Below are 17,593 nucleotides of genomic sequence, written 5' to 3' on the forward strand. Positions count from 1 at the left end.
GCCGAGCAGTCTGGAAATAGGCCGGTTTCCGCCTCCTGTTCGACGAATTGGCTTGCCGCGGTGATGGATATGCTTCGACCGTTACGCAACCCCTGCAGCGCCTGAAGCCGTTCCTCTCACTCCCTTTCAAAAGGAAGCAACCATGCAAAAGTTCATTAAGGCCTTCGTGCGCGACGAGCGCGGTGTCAGCGCGATGGAATACGCCATTCTGGCCGGTATCGTCGTGATCGCGCTGGTCGCGGCCGGCTCCAGCTTCTCGACCGCCATCAGCGGCCTGTGGTCGGGCATCACGACCGCCATCAACAACGCGAAACCGTCGTAATCATCGCCGTGATGGAAGGGAGATCCGCGCGGCGTCTCGCCGGATCTTCCTTGTCTTGCCTCATGCGCGTTAGCCCCTTCCCGAGCGATCCATCGTGCCGACTCTTTCCGTGGTCATTCGTCTTGTCGCCGTCTGCGGGCTCCTGTGGCTTGCGGTCATCGACGTGCGCTCGCGACGTCTGCCGACGAACATCGTCCTTGCGATCGGCGCCCTCTTTTTCATCGATGCGTTGATCGCCGGCCTGCCGCTCGACGACGTCATCGCGCATCTTCTGCTTGCGGTCATCGTCTTTCTCGCCTGCGCGCTGCTGTTCGCCGCGCGGCTGCTCGGCGGCGGCGACGCCAAGCTCGCGTCCGTCATTTTTCTGTGGGTCGGCTTCGGCCTGTCGCTCGCGACGCTCACGCTCGTTTCCGTGACCGGACTCATCGTCTCGGTCATCAGTCTCGCCACGCGCAACATGAATCCGTCGCAGCGCCTGCTGCCGCTGCGCGCACTGGCGATGTTCTCCGCTCAACGCGGCGTGCCGTACGGCGTGGCGCTCGCGTTCGGCGGCGGCGCCGTGATCGTGCTGCCCGCCTTGCTGCGCCTTCTTTCGACGCAATAGGACGGCATCCCCATGTCCAACATCATCAAATTCGCGGTTCTGCTCGTCGGCGCGCTCCTGATCGCGATGATCGTGCGCGTTGTTGTCGCGAATGCTTCGCATTCGAAAAAGCCTGCCGTCACGACGGAAAAAGTCCTCGTGAGCGCGGCCAGCCTGCCGCAAGGTCTCTTGCTGCGCGACGAAGACCTCTCGTGGAAGCCCATCGACAAGTCGCAGATGCCGCCCAACGCCATCGTGTCCGGCGACCCGAAAGCGCCCGAACTGAAGGGCGCGCTCCTGCGTCATCCGGTGGAAAGCGGCGCGGTGCTCGTCGCCGACGACGTCATTCTCCCGAGCGCGCCCGGCTTTCTCGCCGCGACGCTCAAGCCGGAAATGCGCGCGGTCTCGGTCGCCGTCGATGACGTCTCCGGCAACGCGGGCCTCATCCAGCCGGGCGATTACGTCGATCTGCTGCTCACGCAACAGATGGATCGCCGCACCGATTCGCCGGATCTCGCGGTATCGAGCGAAACGGTGGTCGAGCATGTCCGCGTGCTCGCGGTCGGCTCCGAAATCCGCCGCCCGAAGAACGACAGCGACGGCCAGGACGCCGCGATTGCCCGCGCGCGCACCGTCACGCTCGAAGTCACGCCGCGCATGGGCGAAGTCGTCGCGGTCGCGGCGCGGCTCGGCAGTCTGTCGCTCGCGCTGCGCAGTTTTGCGACCGTCACGCGCGATCCGGCCGTCCCGTCGGCATCGTCAGCGTCGGGCGCCAACGAACGCAAGCCGATCTGGGCCGGCGACATTTCCCGCGCCGTGCGCGATCTGCCGCGCAGCCGCCAGCCGTCGAACAGCGCCGCGAATGCGGCACCGGCCGCGCAGGCCGCACCGCGCATGGTGACCATCTATCGCGGTTCCGAGAAGTCCGACTCGTCGAGCGTCGCGCTGGCGGGCGGCGGCGCGCCGGGCATCGCGGGCGTCGCGCCGCCGCTGCCCGCGATGCCCGCCGAGCGTTGAAACCGCGTCACCGTCCCGAAAGCGTGTCATCGCCAGGATTCAGGTTCATGAAAATGCAGTTCAGTTCGATCCGTACCGACGCCACGCGTCTCGCCGCGCTCTCGTTGTGCGCCGCGCTCGCCGCCGGAGCCACGCACGCGGCGCACGCAGCACAAGCCGTGCAAGCCGCGCAAGCCGTCGCGGTGCATCCGCCGGCGTATGCCGGCCAGCAGAGCCCGCTCGTGCTCGACGCCGGCAAGGGCACGCTCCTGCCGCTCGGCGAAGCGGCGGTGTCCGTCTTCATCGCCGATCCGGGCATCGCCGACGTGCAAGTGCCGTCGCCGAAAGCGGTGTTCGTGCTCGGCAAGAAAACCGGCACGACGACGCTCTACGTGCTCGGCGCGAATAACAAGCCGATCGTGCAGCGCACGGTCGTCGTCATGCGCGACATGCTGACGCTGCGCGCCTCGCTCGCCGCGCGCTTTCCGGGCACGAACGTGCGGGTCAGCACGGGCCAGGGCTCGCTGCTGCTCACCGGCCAGGCCGCGACGCCCGCCGACGCCGACGCCATCGTGCAGGCGGTCACGCCGTATCTCGCCGAAAAGGAAGTGCTCATCAACCGCATGACCATCGACCGCCCGCTGCAGGTGCAATTGCGCGTGCGCATCACGGAAGTGGATCGCAATGTCACGCAGCAGCTCGGCATCAACTGGCAGGCGATGGGCAACGCGGTCGGCAACTTCTATAGCGGCATTTTCAGCGGCCGCTCGATCTACAACCTGAGCCAGCCGATCACGGGATCGAACGGCTCGGTGTCGTATCCCGTGAATCTGGCGGCGAACAACGCGTTCTCCATTTTCGGCGGCTTCAAGACGAACAACGTCGATATCCGCGCGCTCGTCGATGCGCTGAACCAGGAAGGCCTGCTCACCGTGCTGGCCGAGCCGAATCTCGTCGCGCTGTCCGGACAGACGGCGAGCTTTCTCGCGGGCGGCGAATTCCCGATTCCGGTGTCGCAGGTCAACGGCGCGATCTCGGTCGAGTTCAAGCAGTTCGGCGTCAAGCTCGATTTCACGCCGACCGTGCTCAACGACCGCCGCATCAGCCTGAAAGTGCGCCCTGAAGTCAGCCAGATCGATTCGACCGCCAGCGTGACGACCGGCGGCATCACCGTGCCCGGCCTCTCTGTGCGCCGCGCGGACACGACGGTCGAACTCGCGAGCGGACAGAGCTTCGCCATCGGCGGGCTGTTGCAGAGCAATACGAGCGACATCGTTTCGCAGGTGCCGGGTCTCGGCTCCATTCCCGTGCTCGGCAAGCTGTTCTCGTCGACGAACTACCAGAACAACAAGACCGAGCTGGTAATCATGGTCACGCCGTACATCGTCGAGCCGACGAATCCTTCGAATCTGCGCTCGCCGCTGGAATCGCTGGTCTCGCCTTCGAGCGATGTCGAATACGGCTTCCACCGCAAGAACGGCGATGCCGCGCAAAGCGGCCAGCCGCGTCTCGTCGGCGCGGCCGGCTATGTTTATTGAGGCCGTCATGAAACAGACACGACTTCTCTCGCTGCTCCTGGCCGTCGCGTTCGCGGCCAGCGCCACCGGCTGCTTCAAGCCGCCGCGCAACATGCCGGAAGCGTCGGTGATCGGCTTCGACGGCACGTCCGCCGTGCCGCCCGACTGCGCGAGCCTCGCGCGTTCGTCGCTGCTGACGGACGGCGGGTTTCGCCGCCCAAGCATGCAATGGGGCTGCGCCACGTACACCAATCTCGCGGCGCAGGTCGCGCGCCCCGAGGACATCGTGAACCCGCAAACGCTCGGCCCCGCCGATGCCGCCGTCGCGGCGAGCGCGGTGCATCGATATGAAACCGGCCGGGTGATCCAACTCGACAAGACGACGTCGCGCAGCAGCCAGTGACCCACCGGAACGCAGCAACAGGCAGACAAGGCCAGCCATGAGCACAGAGTTTTCCTTCTCGAAGAGCAAGTCCGGCACGCGCAACGCGGACTTCATCGCCTTCGTCGCGGACCGCAAGACCGAGCAGATCGTCAAGAGCTTCGTGCTCGAACAGGCGATGCCGCACGCGCATATCGCCGTCGGCAACGTGGACGACGCCATTGCCTATCTCGCGAAGATCGACCGCTCGCCGCTGTTCCTGCTCGTGGACCTGCAGCAATCGGTGATGCCGCTTTCCGATCTCGGCCGCCTCGCGGAAGTGTGCGAGCCGTCGGTGCAGGTCGTCGCGCTCGGCGAGCGTAACGATGTCGGCCTGTTCCGCAGCCTGCTCAAGATCGGCGTGCGCGACTATCTCGTGAAGCCGGTGACGATCGAACTGCTGAAGCGCACCATCAGCGTGACGGAAGGCAAGGTCAGCCCGGTGATGCTCGCCCGCGCGGGCAAGACGATCGCCTTTGCCGGCGCGCGCGGCGGCGTCGGCGTCACGACGCTCGCGCTCAACGTGGCGCGGCATCTTTCCGAGGACACGCATCGGCGGGTCGCGTATGTCGATCTGGACCTGTACGGCAGCGCGGCCAATTCGATGCTCGGCCTGCAAACCAACAACGGTCTCGTCGATGTGCTGCAGAACGTGCATCGGCTGGACCCGCAATACGTGGAGCGCACGCTCGTCGCAAAGGGAACGCGGCTCTTCATGCTGTCGGCGGAACTGGAGTTGGGCGCGGCGCGGCCGTTCTCCGCGGGCGCGCTGCAGCGCGTGCTCGAACTGCTGTGCGACAGCTTCCACTACGTGATTCTCGACGTGGGCAACGTGAGCGACCCGCTCGCCACCGAAGCATTCGATCACGCCGCGCGCGTGTACGTGGTCGCGGACCGCTCGGTGCACGCAACGCGCTCGACCATTCGATTGCTGCGTCATATCGAGGATCGCGACAACAATCCGCCGACCTCGCTCCTGCTCAACAATCCGAACGCGGCGACGAGCGGCAAGGTGCAGCCCGGCGACTTCATGCAGGCGGTCGGACGCACCGTGCTGTACGAGATTCCGTTCGAAGCGAAGGCGCTCGCGACCGCCGAAAACCTCGGCGAAGCGCCCAAGGAAAAAGCGGCGAACGGCTTCAATCAGATGATCACGCGCATCGGCGGCGACCTCACCGGGCAGCAGACGAGCGCCGAGCGTTCCTTCTTCAATAAGCTGAAACTCCGGAGAGGATGATGTTCGGGCAAAAGCAGGCCTCCCGGATCGTCCCCGAGACGGACGCGGCGCCCGGCGCCGAGCCCGCCGCACCGGTCGAGATTCCGGTAGCCGCGGCCGCGCCCGCGCGTTCGAACGCGCCCGAAGGCAACGAAGTGCTGGTGCGCTCCGACCTCTTCAGGATCATCCGCAACGGCGTGTTCACCGCGATGAACCCGTCGGCCGCCGTCGGCAAGACGCGCGAGCAGATGAAGCCGGGCGTCGAAACGCTCGTGCTCGACGTGGCCGAACGCGAACGCCTGAACATCACGATCGCGGAGCAGCAGCAGATCGTCGGCGAATTGCTGAACGACATGTTCGGACTCGGCCCGATCGAACCCCTGCTCGCCGACGACTCCATCACCGACGTGCTCGTCAACGGCCCGGATCAAGTCTATGTCGAACGTCACGGGCGGCTGGAGCTGACCAACTGCAAGTTCCGCGACAACAACCATGTGGTGAACGTCGCGCAGCGCATCGCGGCGGGCGTCGGGCGGCGTGTCGACGAAAGCAGCCCGATGGTCGATGCGCGTCTCGCCGACGGCAGCCGCGTGAACGTCGTGCTGCCGCCGCTCGCGATTCACGGCGCGTCCATCTCCATCCGGAAGTTCTCGAAGCGCAACATCACGCTGCATCGCATGGCGCAGCAAGGCAACATGTCCCAAGCGATGGCGACCGTGCTCAAGCTCGCGAGCACGTCGCGGCTCAATGTCATCGTGTCGGGCGGCACGGGCTCGGGGAAGACGACGCTTCTGAATGCGCTCTCGCACTTCATCGGTCATGGCGAACGCACGGTGACGATCGAGGATGCCGCCGAACTGCAGCTCGTGCAGCCGCATGTCGTGAGTCTCGAAACGCGGCCCGAGAACGCCGAAGGACTCGGCGCGGTGACGCAGCGCGATCTCGTGCGCAATGCGCTGCGGATGCGCCCGGACCGCATCATTCTCGGCGAAACGCGCGGCGCGGAAGCGTTCGACGTGCTTCAGGCGATGAACACCGGCCACGACGGCTCGATGACCACCATCCACGCGAACACGCCGCGCGACGGCATCACGCGTCTGGAAAGCATGGTGATGATGGCGAACGGCAATCTGCCGCTGCTGTCCATCCGCCGCCAGATCGCGAGCGCGGTGCACATGATCGTGCAGATCGAGCGCATGCGCGACGGCATGCGGCGCGTGACGCGCATCACCGAACTCGTCGGCATGGAAGGCGACGTCATCATCACGCAGGATCTGTTCGCGTTCCGCTACGACGCGAGCGCGTATAGCGAGGAAGTCAAGGGCGTCTACGAATGTTCGGCGGTGCGGCCGTCGTTCGCCACGCGCGCCGCGTACTACGGCCTCGAAGACGCCCTGCTGGAGGCCATGCGCACATGAGTTCCGTCGATCTCTTCACGTTCTGCGCGTTCGCGTGCGCGCTCTTGCTCGGCATCATGGCGTTCGTCCTGCAGGACATGCGCAATCAGCGGCCCGATGCACGCATTCGCGCGCGCATTCAGAAGGCGTTTCCGTCCGACGGCACGCGTCCTCTCGACGCACGCCACGATCACTCCGACCTGTACACGCTGAGCCGTCACGACAACGCGATCAGCCTGTGGTTCGCGCCGCGCATCGCGCGCCTGAAGACCGTGGCCGGCGCGAACGGATTGCGCGTGGTGATCGGCGCGGCGATTGTCGGCGAGATCATCGCGCTCGTGATCGCGCGCTTCGTGCCGTTGCCGTCCATCGCCACGCCGGTGCTTTTGATCGGCATGCCCGTGCTCGCGATGATGCAGGCGTACCGCTTTCTCATCGAACGCTTCAAGCGCCGCTTTCTCGACGGCTTTCCCGATCTCATCGACTTGATCGTGCGCGCGGTGCGTGCGGGCGTGCCGGTGACGCATGTGATCGGCACGGCGGCCGAAGAATGCCCCGAGCCGCTCAGAAGCGAGTTCAAGCTGATGGGCGATGCGCTCAAGGTCGGCCTCGACCTCGAAGAAGTGCTCGATGTAGCGGTCGCGCGCATCGGCATCGCGGATTTCTCGTTCTTCTGCGTGTGTCTGCTGCTGCAGCGCGAAACCGGCGGGCAGCTCGGCGAGACGCTGGAAAACCTCGCGGGCATTGTGCGCAGACGCCGCGAAATCCGGCAGAAAACGCGTGCGCTCACCGGCGAGGCGCGCATCACGACGAAGATTCTCGCCTCGGTGCCGTTCGTCATTCTCGGCAGCATGTATCTGCTGAACAAGGCCTATCTGATGGTCCTGTTCGATACCGCGACGGGTCAAAAAGTGCTGGCGTGCGCGGCGGTTTCGCTCGTCATGGGACTGGGCGTCGTTCACAAGATGTCGAAACTGGATACCTCGCGATGAGCCAGAACAACGTCGAAACACTCATCAACCTGCTGATGCTGCTGACGCTCGTGGTCGCGATCGCGATCTGGTGGGCGACCAAGCATGGCGGCCAGCGCGGGCGCATTGCGGACCGCGTGCGTCAGGCGGGGCAAGTGCAGCGCAATGACAGCGTGCAGGAAGAAGACGACGGCAACGACAGCCTTCTCGCGCGCACCGGGCATCGGCTGGCGCGCCTGGGCGACCGTCTGCCGCTCTTCGACGCGAAGTATCGCGAGAAGCTGCGCAAGGAGATGGTGCGCAGCGGTTATCGAAGCCAGGCGGCGGTGTCCGTGCTGCTCGCGGTGAAGTTCGTCGTCGGTCTCGTCTGTGCCGCGTTCGCGGTGATGCTCGGCTCGCGCATTCCCGTGGTCGGCGCGTATCCCGCCGTGCGCGGCGTGATGATGCTGCTCGTGTTCGTGGTCGGCATGATCCTGCCGGAATACGTGCTCGCGTTCTTCGCCGCGCGCCGCCGCAAGGCGATGGCCGGGAGCCTGCCCGATGCGCTCGATCTGCTCGTCATCTGCACGAACGCGGGCAACAGTCTCGGCGTGTCGATCCGCCGCGTCGCCGATGAAATGAAGATGATCTGCCCGCCGCTTTCCGGCGAGTTCGCGCTGACGGCCGACGAACTCAAGCTCTCCGGCGACAGCGCGCGCGCGTTGCAGGCGTTGGCCGATCGCATCGATTTGCCGTCGATCCGCGCGCTCATCTCGACGCTCACGCAGTCCATGCGATACGGCACGCCGATCACGCAGGCGCTGCGCACGCTTTCGCATACGGAGCGGCTTGCGCATATCGTGTCGCTCGAAGAAAAGGCGGCGAAGCTCGCACCCAAGATGGCCGTCCCGATGATGGTCTTCATTCTCCCTGCGGTGATGCTCATTGCCGCCGGCCCGGCCGTCATTCAACTCATGAGCGTTTTCGCAAAGAAATGAACACTCGACTCAACTTGCGCGGCGCGCTGAACCTTGCGATGAAAGCCTGCGCGGCATCGCTCGTGATCGCGCTCGGCGCCTGCACCACGACGACCCGCCAGGTCGCCGACACGCACCCGGTCCTGCGCAACTCCGCGCCCAGCGCGATGAGCGAACTGCGCATCGCGGATACGGCGCTCGAATCCGGCAATCTCGAACTCGCGACGTCGCTTTACGAAAAGATCGTGCAGGCCGATCCGCATTCGGCCGCGGGACTGACCGGTCTCGGCAACACGCTGTACGCGGTCGGCGACTTCACGCGCGCGGGCGTCTTTTACGATCGCGCGAACAAGACCGATGCGAACGCGCCGGCGCCGCTCATCGGCATGGCGCGCGTGGCGTTGCGCCAGCGCCGCTTCGACGACGCGATCGCGACGTATCGCCGGCTGATCGCGATGTCGCCCGACGATACGCTCGCGCTCGCCGGACTCGGCGCGGCCATCGACATGAAAGGCGATCACGCCGCTGCACAGGCGTTCCTGCGCGATGCGCTCTCGAAGCATGTCGGCGATCCGATGCTGTCGGTGAACCTCGGCTTGTCGCTGATACTCGGCGGCGATCCGCGCGAAGGCGCGAACGTGCTGCTCGACGTGACGCGCTTTCCCGCCGCGCCGCCGCAAGCGCGTCAGGATCTCGCGCTCGCGTATGGCCTGCTCGGCAACAGGGAAGCCGCCGCCGAAATCCTCTCGCGCGATCTGCCGAAGGCCTCCGTCGACGACAACCTGCGCTATTACGACATCCAGCGCGAACGGCTGACGCCTTCCGCGCAAACCGTGAGCCTCAAGTGAACGCCCGACGCTTTCTTCGCGACGACAGCGGCATCGCGGCCATCGAGTTCGCGGCCGTGCTGATGATCGCGGTCGTGCTGATCGTCGGCACGATCGAGCTTGCGCTGGAGATGATCGTCGATGCGACCGTGCAGGTCGCCGCGCAGGAAGCGTCACGCGTGGGACTGACCACGACCTCCCCCGCGAGCGGCACGCGTCAGCAACAGGCGCTCGCCATCGTGAACAAGATTCTGAGCGGATGGACGAAGATCGGCGCGAACGTCGTCGTCACCGAATCCAACTACGGCACGTTCGGCAACCTGGCGAACGCGAGCTACACGCCGACGAGCGACATGGGCGCGTACGGCGATGTCGTGGTCTACAACATCAAGCTCACCATGCAGGGCATCACCGGCATTCCGAAGATGTTCGGCGTGAACGAGCTGACGTTCCAACGCAATTACATCGTGCAGAACGAGAAATGAACATGGCCCGGCGATTCGCGCAATGGTTCGGTGCAATGCGTGCAATGCGTGCGATGCTGCGTTCGGATCGCGGCAGCGTGTCGATCGAGTTCGTGGTCGTCGTGCCGCTGATGCTGCTCGTGCTGCTCGGCTTCACCGAGATGTACATGTACATGCGCGCGGTGAGCGCGGTGGACCGCACGGCCTTTACCGTCGCCAACATGCTCGGACAGATGACGAGCGTGATCGTCGACGACACCGACAGCACCGATGCCAACAGCACCGCATCCATCTGGCGCGCGGCCGCGCTGATTGCCGCGCCCTATCAACTCAACGGCAACGGCATGGTGTATGTCACGTCCGTGTGCGACTCGCTGCCGTGCGCCTACATGGACAAATCGAATCCCATGAAAGCGGGCGCGCCGACGATCTCCTGGAGCGCATCGCCGTCCGGCTGGACGAAGAACACGGGCATGGCGTCGCAAGTGTCGAAGACGAATCTGCTGCCGGTGAAGTGGCCGTTCCGCACCGGCGATTCGGCCGTCATCGTCGAGGTCTTTCTTTCGTATAACCCGTTCACGATGACGTCGAACTTCATGTCGGGGCTGCCGGGCCAGCAGATCATCTATCGCCGCGTCTATGTGCGCACGCGTACCAACAGTCCGCTCGCGAAGCAATGAACATGGACCCGCACGCACGACGATCACGAAGGATCACGTTCATGGCGATTCCCGCCGCGCGACGCTTTGCGCGCCGCTTGCGCCGGGGCGATCGCGGCGCCATCGCGATTCTCTTCGCCATGTGCGCAAGCTCGACGGTCGGCGCGATGTGCATGGCGCTCGACGCGATCGACTATGCCATGACACAGGGCCGCATGCAGATGGCGCTCGACGTGGCCACGCTGTCGGCCGGCGCCGACCTCTCGCACTTCACGAACACGCCGACCGGCACGGACTTGGCCACCTGGCAAGCCGACGCCCGCGCGTACTACGACGCGAACATGCCGGGCAACATGCTCGGCTTCACGATGCCGGACGCCAACTTCGCCGCGACCGTTTCGGGCACGCCCGCGAGCGGTCAGAAGATCTCGTTGTCCGCATCGGGATCGATGATGCTCTTCGCGCCGAAGGTACTCAGCGCCGGCATGAACGGCTCGGGATCGGGTTCGGGCTCCGGATCGGGTTCGCCGATGCCCAGCACGTCACTCGTCTCCGCAACCAACACGGCGCTGCGCTTGCCCGAAAGCACGCTCGAACTCGTGATGGTGCTGGACAACACCGGGTCCATGAGTTCGCCCGCGAACGGCGTCAGCGGCGCCACGAAGATGAGCGGCCTCAAGACGGCAGCGAACACGCTGATCGACAGCGTGCTGCCTTCCGCGTCGAACAAGAGTTATATCGGGCTCGTGCCGTTTGCGAGCACGGTGAACGTGAACGGCGCGTTGTCGTCGAGCGGAAGCTGGCTCAGTTCGTCATGGCCGGTCTATAACGCGACGTCGTCGATCAAGACGGCAAGTTGGAGCGGCTGCACCGTCGAGCCGCGCAGCGGAGGCAACCTTTCGCCCGAAGCATATTCGCCTTCGGACACGCGCAAGTTCGGGCGCTATTACTACAACGTCCCGCCGAATGGCCTGAACATCTATACGTATAGCAGCCGGTCCAACTACAGCAATTGCAGCGTTTCGCGAAACTACTCGCCGACCGTCGATACGAACGTTCCCGTCACGCTCGGTTCCGGCGGAGCGAACCTGTGTGACTATCCCAGCTCCGGACAGGGAACGGGCATCGGTTACCGCTACGATCAATACACGTCTTCAGGCACCACGCTGACGCAGAACTCCGGATGCCTCAGCACACCGGTGACCTTTCTCTCGCAAGATGAAACCGCGCTCACGAATGCCGTCAATTCGATGACGGCGTCCGGCTCCACCGTCATTCCGGTCGGGTTGCTGTGGGGCTGGCGCATGCTGGAACCCGCGTGGTCGCAAAGCGTCGCGGGCAAGGGCAACGGCTGGATATCGACGGATACGACCTTGCCCAAGCCTATCGATGGCAGCGTGCAGAATCTTCAGCGCGTGATGATCGTGCTGACCGACGGCCTCAATCAGATCGGCGCGGCGGGTTCCATTCCGAACACGCTGTACTTCAACGGACTCTCGGGCGTGGGGACGAACAGCCTTTCCGCGCCGACGGTCCTGCGTGCCGACAACACCTCGATGAGCAATGCGCGCACGGACTCCGCCGAACTGCATGGCGGCGATCCGCGCGATCCTTCGAGCGGCAACAACGCGGGCTGGCCCGATGACGCCAACACGTTTCAGTTGGCCATCTGCACGGCGATCAAGGCAAGAGGCATCACGATCTATGGGATCACATTCGGTGCTTCGGCATCGAGTTCGAGCGCGCAAGTCACGATGCAGAACTGCGCGAGTCCCGGCGACTATTACCACGCACCGGACAATGCGACACTCACTACGATCTTCCAGCAAATCGCGGGCAATCTCGGCGTGCTTCGCCTGACGCAGTGACATGGCGACATGACGACATGAGCGCGGGCGAAGCATCGCATTCGCCCGTAGAATGCGCATGTGAAAACCAAACTCACTCCCCTCGATTTCTCCGCGCCATCCGATGAGGTCGCGCGCAATCTCATCGGTGCAATCGTGACCGTGGACGGCGTGGGCGGACGTATCGTCGAGACCGAAGCGTACGATCGCGAAGACCCTGCATCGCACAGCTTTTCAGGCCCCACGCCGCGCAACATGGTCATGTTCGGGCCGCCCGCGCATGCGTATGTCTATCGCTCGTATGGCATTCACTGGTGCCTGAATTTCGTGTGCCGTGAAGCCGGCCACGGCGCGGGAGTGCTGATTCGCGCGATCGAGCCATTGACCGGCATCGACGCAATGCGCGAACGGCGCGGCCTCGAACCGCTCAAGCTGCTGTGTTCGGGACCGGGGCGCGTCGCGCAGGCGCTCGGCATCACGCACAAGAACAATGGCATGTCGCTGCTGGAAGCGCCGTTTCATGTCGAGCCGCCCGAAGAAGCGTTCGATATTGTTAGCGGACCGCGCATCGGCATTAGCAAGGCGATGGACGTGCCCTGGCGCTTCGGGCTTGCCGGATCGAAATTCTTCAGCAAGCCCTTCCCCAAGGATTGATCAATCCGCGGGGCGCAGCTTTTTCACTTCGTCATCGGATGGCTGCACGCTAGCGCCATCGATATAACGAAAATTCGTCATCACGCCTTTGCCGTCATTTAGCGCCGTCACGCCGACATAAGCGCCCATCGTCGATTGATTGTCCTGCTTGCGATAAACGATCGGGCCGAAGGGCGTATCGACGGGCAAGCCCTTGAACGCAGCCGCGAGTTTGTCTGCATCGGTGCTGCCGGCTTTCTTCAGGCCATTGGCAAGCGACATCATCGCCGTGTAGCCGACGACCGAGCCAAGACGCGGATAGTCGTGATATTTCGCCTGATATGCCGCGACGAATTGCTTGTTCGCGGGGGTATCGATGGAATACCACGGATAACCCGTCACGATCCAGCCAACCGGTGCTTCCGCGCCGAGCGGATCGAGATAGTCCGGCTCGCCCGTCAGCAACGACACCACCGCGCGATCCTTGAAGAGCCCGCGCGTGTTGCCTTCGCGAACGAACTTGCCCAGGTCCGCGCTGAAGAGCACGTTGAAGATGGCGTCGGGCTTCGCGTCCGCCAGCGCTTGCGTCACCGCGCCTGCATCCACGTTGCCGAGCGGCGTGGCCTGCTCCGCGACGAATTCCACATCCGGCTGCGCGGCCTTGAGCAGGCGCTTGAATGTCGCGACCGCAGACTGCCCGTATTCATAGTTCGGATAGACGAGCGCCCAGCGCTTCTTCTTGAGCTTCGCGGCTTCCGGCACGAGCATCGCCACTTGCATATACGTCGATGGCCGCAGCCGATACGTGTACTTGTTGCCGTCCTGCCAGACGATCTTGTCGGTGAGCGGTTCGGCCGCAAGGAAGAAGATGCGCCGCTGCTTCGCGTAGTCCGCGAGCGCGAGACCGGTGTTGGAAAGATAGCCGCCGAAGAGGAGCTTCACCTGCTCACGCGTGACGAGTTCCTGCGCGACGCGCACGGTATCGCCGGGATTGCCGTTGTCGTCGCGCGAGACGACTTCGAGCTTGTTGCCGTTGATGCCGCCTGCGGCATTGATCTGATCGAGCGCGAGATTCCAGCCATTTTTATAGGGCATCAGAAAAGCAGGCTGCGCTTTATAGCTATTGATTTCGCCGATCCTGATGGTGTCCGCGTGGGCTTCGAAAACAGCAAAGGCCGCCAACGCGGTGAAGCTCAGCTTCAGCAATTTTCCAGCACGAATGCTCATGAACAACTCTCCTCTAGCGATTATTCTTTAGACGCGAGCGTGTGCGCTCAAACGCCAAGGTAAGCGCGACGCGCGGCGTCGTCGCGCACGAATTCATTCATCGGCCCTTCATGGCGAATCTGGCCTTTCTCCAGCACATAGACGCGGTCGCTCACGAGCGCCGCGAAGTGCAGGTTTTGCTCCGACAGCAAAATGGCGATGCCTTCACGCTTCAGTTCGACAATCATGTCCGCCATCTGTTCGACGATGACAGGCGCCACGCCCTCCGATGGCTCGTCCAGCAACACCACGCGCGGATTGCCCATCAGCGTGCGCGAAATCGTCAGCATTTGCTGCTCGCCGCCGCTCATGCGGCTCGCGCGACGATTGCGCATTTCGCCCAGATTGGGAAACACGCGAAAGAGCTTTTCCGGCGTCCACGACGGCGCATCATCGCGTGGCGGCTGACGGCCCGCGTCGAGATTTTCCATCACGGTCAGGTCGCCGAATATGCGGCGGTCCTCCGGCACATAACCGAGTCCCATGCGTGCGATGCGATAAGGCGCCCTGCCCGCGATGCTTTCGTTCATGAACGTGACCGCGCCCGTAGTATGCGGCAGCAAGCCCATGATGGCTTTCATCGTGGTGGACTTGCCCGCACCGTTGCGGCCCATCAACGCAACGACTTCGCCGCGACGCACATCCAGACCGACATCGAAAAGAATTTGCGCGCGGCCATAAAACGCATTGAGAGCATCGACCTTGAGAAGTGTCATCGTGCGGCACCTCGCTCAAGCGCCGCGTGCGGGCTGTACGATGCGCCCGTGCCGAGATAGACCTCGCGCACGCGTGAGTCATTGCGAATGGCATTCGCATTGCCTTGCGCGATCAATTCGCCGCGCGCCAGTACGATCAGCGTGTCCGCATATTCGAAGACCACGTCCATGCTGTGCTCCGTGAAGAGCACACCGATGTTGCGCTCCTTTGCGAGCCGCGCCGTGAGCGCCATCAACGCATTGCGTTCTTCGGGCGCCATGCCCGCAGTCGGTTCATCCATCAGCAGCAATTTAGGGCGATTCGCCAACGCAACCGCGAGTTCGACACGCTTGACATCGCCATAAGCGAGCACTGCGCAACTGCGCCGCGCATGTGCGCTCATGCCGACGAGATCGAGCAGCGCCATGGCTTCGTCTTCGCGCCACGAGGCGACGCGTGAAAACAGGCTGAATACGCGCCGCTCGCGTGAAAGCAATGCCATCTGCACGTTTTCCAGCACGCTCATTGAATTGAACGTGGCTGCAATTTGAAACGTGCGGCCCACGCCGAGGCGCCATATGTCGCGAGGACGCTTGCCCGCTATCGAATGTCCATCCAGAAGAATCGATCCTGCGTCGGGCCTGAGTTGTCCGTTGATCATGTTGAAGCATGTCGATTTGCCCGCGCCGTTCGGGCCGATCAGCGCAAGCAACTGACCTGCTTCGAGTGAGAAAGACACGTCATGCACGGCTTTGACGCCGTCGAATGACTTCGATACACGTTCGATGCGAAGGAGCGTCATTGCGCCTCCGTGAATCGATCGCGCAGAAAGCCCGCGATGCCTTGTGGAAACGCAATCACCAGCACGAGAATGCTCGCGCCGAGGAGCGCCTGCCAATAATCGGTTTGTCGCGCGACAGCGTCCTGCAGCCACGTGAATACCGCAGCGCCGACAATCGGCCCGGCGAGTGTTTGAATGCCGCCGAGCAGGACCATCACGAGGCCATCCACGGAACGCGAAACGCTAATGACTTCCGGCGAGATGTTGCCTTTGGAGAACGCATAGAGCGAACCCGCAAGCCCGCATACGAGCGATGCGACGACGAACGCAACCCACTGCACACGCGCCACGCCAATGCCGATTGCTTCCGCGCGTAACGGTGAATCGCGGCTCGCGCGCATCGCCAGGCCAAGCGGTGCGAAGAGCATGCGGCGCAAGAGCCATACGCCCAATATCGCGGCCACGAGCGTCAGATAATAAAACGCAATGGGCGTTGAAAGCCATGGCGATGGCCACAAACCCAATATGCCGTTGCTTCCGCCGGTCACGGCATCCCACTGATACACGACCGACCACACGATCTGCGCGAACGCGAGCGTCAGCATGGCCAGATAGACGCCCGACAAGCGCACGCAGAACCAGCCGAATACGATTGCGCCCAGCATCGCGATGACCGGTCCCAAGACCAGCGCGACTTCCATCGGCAAGGAAAATGCCTTTAAAAATAGTGCCGCGCCGTATGCGCCCAGTCCGAAATAAGCCGCATGCCCGAACGAATGCATGCCGCCCGGTCCCATGATGAAATGCAGGCTCGCGGCAAAGAGCACTGCGATCAATATCTCGACGAGCAGCACCGGCATGTAGGGAAACGCATCGGCTGCGAGCGGTGCAAGTGCGAGAAGCAACACGACGATAGCCGCCGCCATCTTCATGCGGCGTGATGCGGGAACGAGTGGCTTGTCGGCGGGCGCGGCGGAACGCGCGATCGCTTGCGGACGACCGAAGAGGCCCCATGGACGCAGCACGAGCACGACCGCCATCACGACGAACTCCGCAACGAGCGTGAACTTCGACAACGAGAAGTCCATGTTCATGATCGATACATGCCCGATGCCGATGCACAGCGCCTTGATTTCCGCGATCAGCAATGCCGCGACGAACGCGCCGGGAATCGAACCCATGCCGCCGACCACGACGACAACGAAGGCATCGCCGATGGTCGCAATGTCGAGCGACAGATTCGCCGACATGCGCGGCACTTGCAGCGCGCCGCCCAACCCCGCGAGACATGCGCCCACGAAAAACACACCGGTAAAGAGCCATGCCTGATTCACGCCGAGCGCGCCGAGCATTTCACGGTCGGCACTTGCCGCGCGAACCAGCGTGCCCCAGCGCGTGCGCGTCAGCGCATACCAGAGCGCCGCCAGCACCAGCGGACCGGTCACGATGAGCACGAGGTTATAAGTCGGCAACGCATGGCCGAGAAATTGCACCGCGCCCGCGAGATGCGGCGCGCGCGGACCGAACAAATCTTCCGGGCCCCACAGATAAAGCGCGGCGTCGCGGAAAATCAGCACGAGCGCGAACGTCGCGAGCAAATGAAAGAGTTCGGGCGCGCGATAAATCCTTCTCAGCACGCCCACTTCGATCAACGCACCCAATGCGCCGATGATGACGGCCGCCCCTGCAATCGACGCCCAGAAGCCCAGCACGCTCGCACCGAAGCGGCTCGTCAGGCTGTACGCGACATACACGCCGAGCATGTACAGCGACCCATGCGCGAAATTGACGATGCGCGTCACGCCGAATATCAGCGACAGTCCCGATGCGACGAGAAAGAGCGCGCAGGCGTCGGCAAGGCCGTTGACGAGTTGGACGAGCAGGTTGGCAAGCATCGGGCGCGTGAAAGACCGGATAAAGACCAGAAGAAGCGAAAGAGCGACGAGGCGACATTATCGGTGAATTGCGCGCGACGTTCGCCTTTGCGAAAAAAAGCCTTCGCCGCGCGGCACGCTTGCGTCTGTGGAAAACACGGCTTGAC

18 protein-coding genes are annotated in these 17,593 nt (G+C 63.7%); 14 read left to right on the plus strand and 4 right to left on the minus strand.

Annotated elements, in window-relative coordinates; translation table 11 throughout:
• Positions 1 to 142: 142 nt before the first annotated feature.
• The 14 genes from NCR39_RS19335 (at position 143) to NCR39_RS19400 (ending at position 12,830) form a co-directional block, all read left to right on the plus strand.
• Positions 143 to 322: a Flp family type IVb pilin gene (locus NCR39_RS19335; protein WP_250453706.1), complete on the plus strand. Its 180-nt coding sequence runs from the start codon at positions 143 to 145 to the stop codon at positions 320 to 322.
• Between the two features lie 94 nt (positions 323 to 416).
• Complete coding sequence (locus tag NCR39_RS19340) at positions 417 to 926, plus strand: A24 family peptidase (protein ID WP_250453707.1); 510 nt, start codon at positions 417 to 419, stop codon at positions 924 to 926.
• A gap of 12 nt (positions 927 to 938) precedes the next feature.
• Positions 939 to 1,922: a Flp pilus assembly protein CpaB gene (gene cpaB, locus NCR39_RS19345; RefSeq protein ID WP_250453708.1), complete on the plus strand. Its 984-nt coding sequence runs from the start codon at positions 939 to 941 to the stop codon at positions 1,920 to 1,922.
• A 53-nt stretch (positions 1,923 to 1,975) separates the two neighbouring features.
• On the plus strand, positions 1,976 to 3,439 hold the full coding sequence (locus NCR39_RS19350) for a type II and III secretion system protein family protein (RefSeq protein ID WP_502800246.1): 1,464 nt from the start codon (positions 1,976 to 1,978) through the stop codon (positions 3,437 to 3,439).
• Between the two features lie 7 nt (positions 3,440 to 3,446).
• On the plus strand, positions 3,447 to 3,821 hold the full coding sequence (locus tag NCR39_RS19355) for a CpaD family pilus assembly lipoprotein (protein WP_250453710.1): 375 nt from the start codon (positions 3,447 to 3,449) through the stop codon (positions 3,819 to 3,821).
• Positions 3,822 to 3,858: 37 nt separating this feature from the next.
• Positions 3,859 to 5,076 carry a CpaE/TadZ family protein gene (locus NCR39_RS19360; RefSeq protein ID WP_250453711.1) on the plus strand — a complete coding sequence of 406 codons (1,218 nt, stop codon included), beginning with the start codon at positions 3,859 to 3,861 and terminating at the stop codon, positions 5,074 to 5,076.
• The gene (locus tag NCR39_RS19365; protein WP_250453740.1) at positions 5,076 to 6,473 is read left to right on the plus strand and encodes a TadA family conjugal transfer-associated ATPase; all 1,398 of its coding nucleotides are present in this window, start codon (positions 5,076 to 5,078) and stop codon (positions 6,471 to 6,473) included. Before NCR39_RS19360 ends, NCR39_RS19365 begins: the two co-directional genes overlap by 1 nt.
• Positions 6,470 to 7,444, plus strand: coding sequence for a type II secretion system F family protein (locus NCR39_RS19370; RefSeq protein ID WP_250453712.1), 975 nt, complete (start codon positions 6,470 to 6,472; stop codon positions 7,442 to 7,444). The genes NCR39_RS19365 and NCR39_RS19370 overlap by 4 nt, the downstream gene beginning before the upstream one ends.
• Positions 7,441 to 8,400, plus strand: coding sequence for a type II secretion system F family protein (locus tag NCR39_RS19375; RefSeq protein WP_250453713.1), 960 nt, complete (start codon positions 7,441 to 7,443; stop codon positions 8,398 to 8,400). The genes NCR39_RS19370 and NCR39_RS19375 overlap by 4 nt, the downstream gene beginning before the upstream one ends.
• Positions 8,397 to 9,227 (plus strand): tetratricopeptide repeat protein, encoded by an 831-nt coding sequence (locus NCR39_RS19380; protein WP_250453714.1) that lies wholly within the window; start codon positions 8,397 to 8,399, stop codon positions 9,225 to 9,227. Before NCR39_RS19375 ends, NCR39_RS19380 begins: the two co-directional genes overlap by 4 nt.
• Entirely contained in the window at positions 9,224 to 9,691 is a 468-nt protein-coding gene (locus NCR39_RS19385) for a TadE/TadG family type IV pilus assembly protein (protein ID WP_250453715.1), read from the plus strand. Before NCR39_RS19380 ends, NCR39_RS19385 begins: the two co-directional genes overlap by 4 nt.
• A gap of 2 nt (positions 9,692 to 9,693) precedes the next feature.
• The gene (locus tag NCR39_RS19390; protein WP_250453716.1) at positions 9,694 to 10,350 is read left to right on the plus strand and encodes a TadE/TadG family type IV pilus assembly protein; all 657 of its coding nucleotides are present in this window, start codon (positions 9,694 to 9,696) and stop codon (positions 10,348 to 10,350) included.
• 41 nt (positions 10,351 to 10,391) lie between these two features.
• Complete coding sequence (locus NCR39_RS19395; RefSeq protein ID WP_250453717.1) at positions 10,392 to 12,197, plus strand: vWA domain-containing protein; 1,806 nt, start codon at positions 10,392 to 10,394, stop codon at positions 12,195 to 12,197.
• 60 nt (positions 12,198 to 12,257) lie between these two features.
• A complete protein-coding gene (locus NCR39_RS19400; RefSeq protein ID WP_250453718.1) occupies positions 12,258 to 12,830 on the plus strand; it encodes a DNA-3-methyladenine glycosylase in 573 nt (190 codons plus the stop codon).
• On the opposite strand, the gene NCR39_RS19405 is transcribed toward NCR39_RS19400, so the two are convergent.
• Genes NCR39_RS19405 through NCR39_RS19420 form a run of 4 tightly spaced genes read right to left on the minus strand, consistent with a single transcriptional unit; the run spans position 12,831 to position 17,447 of the window.
• Positions 12,831 to 14,036: an ABC transporter substrate-binding protein gene (locus tag NCR39_RS19405; protein ID WP_250453719.1), complete on the minus strand. Its 1,206-nt coding sequence runs from the start codon at positions 14,034 to 14,036 to the stop codon at positions 12,831 to 12,833.
• Positions 14,037 to 14,083: 47 nt separating this feature from the next.
• The gene (locus tag NCR39_RS19410; protein ID WP_250453720.1) at positions 14,084 to 14,791 is read right to left on the minus strand and encodes an ABC transporter ATP-binding protein; all 708 of its coding nucleotides are present in this window, start codon (positions 14,789 to 14,791) and stop codon (positions 14,084 to 14,086) included.
• Positions 14,788 to 15,573 carry an ABC transporter ATP-binding protein gene (locus tag NCR39_RS19415; RefSeq protein ID WP_250453721.1) on the minus strand — a complete coding sequence of 262 codons (786 nt, stop codon included), beginning with the start codon at positions 15,571 to 15,573 and terminating at the stop codon, positions 14,788 to 14,790. Before NCR39_RS19415 ends, NCR39_RS19410 begins: the two co-directional genes overlap by 4 nt.
• Positions 15,570 to 17,447 (minus strand): ABC transporter permease, encoded by a 1,878-nt coding sequence (locus tag NCR39_RS19420; protein WP_250453722.1) that lies wholly within the window; start codon positions 17,445 to 17,447, stop codon positions 15,570 to 15,572. The genes NCR39_RS19415 and NCR39_RS19420 overlap by 4 nt, the downstream gene beginning before the upstream one ends.
• Between the last annotated feature and the right edge of the window lie 146 nt (positions 17,448 to 17,593).

This window comes from Caballeronia sp. ATUFL_M2_KS44 (assembly GCF_023630965.1).
GTDB lineage: Bacteria > Pseudomonadota > Gammaproteobacteria > Burkholderiales > Burkholderiaceae > Caballeronia > Caballeronia concitans.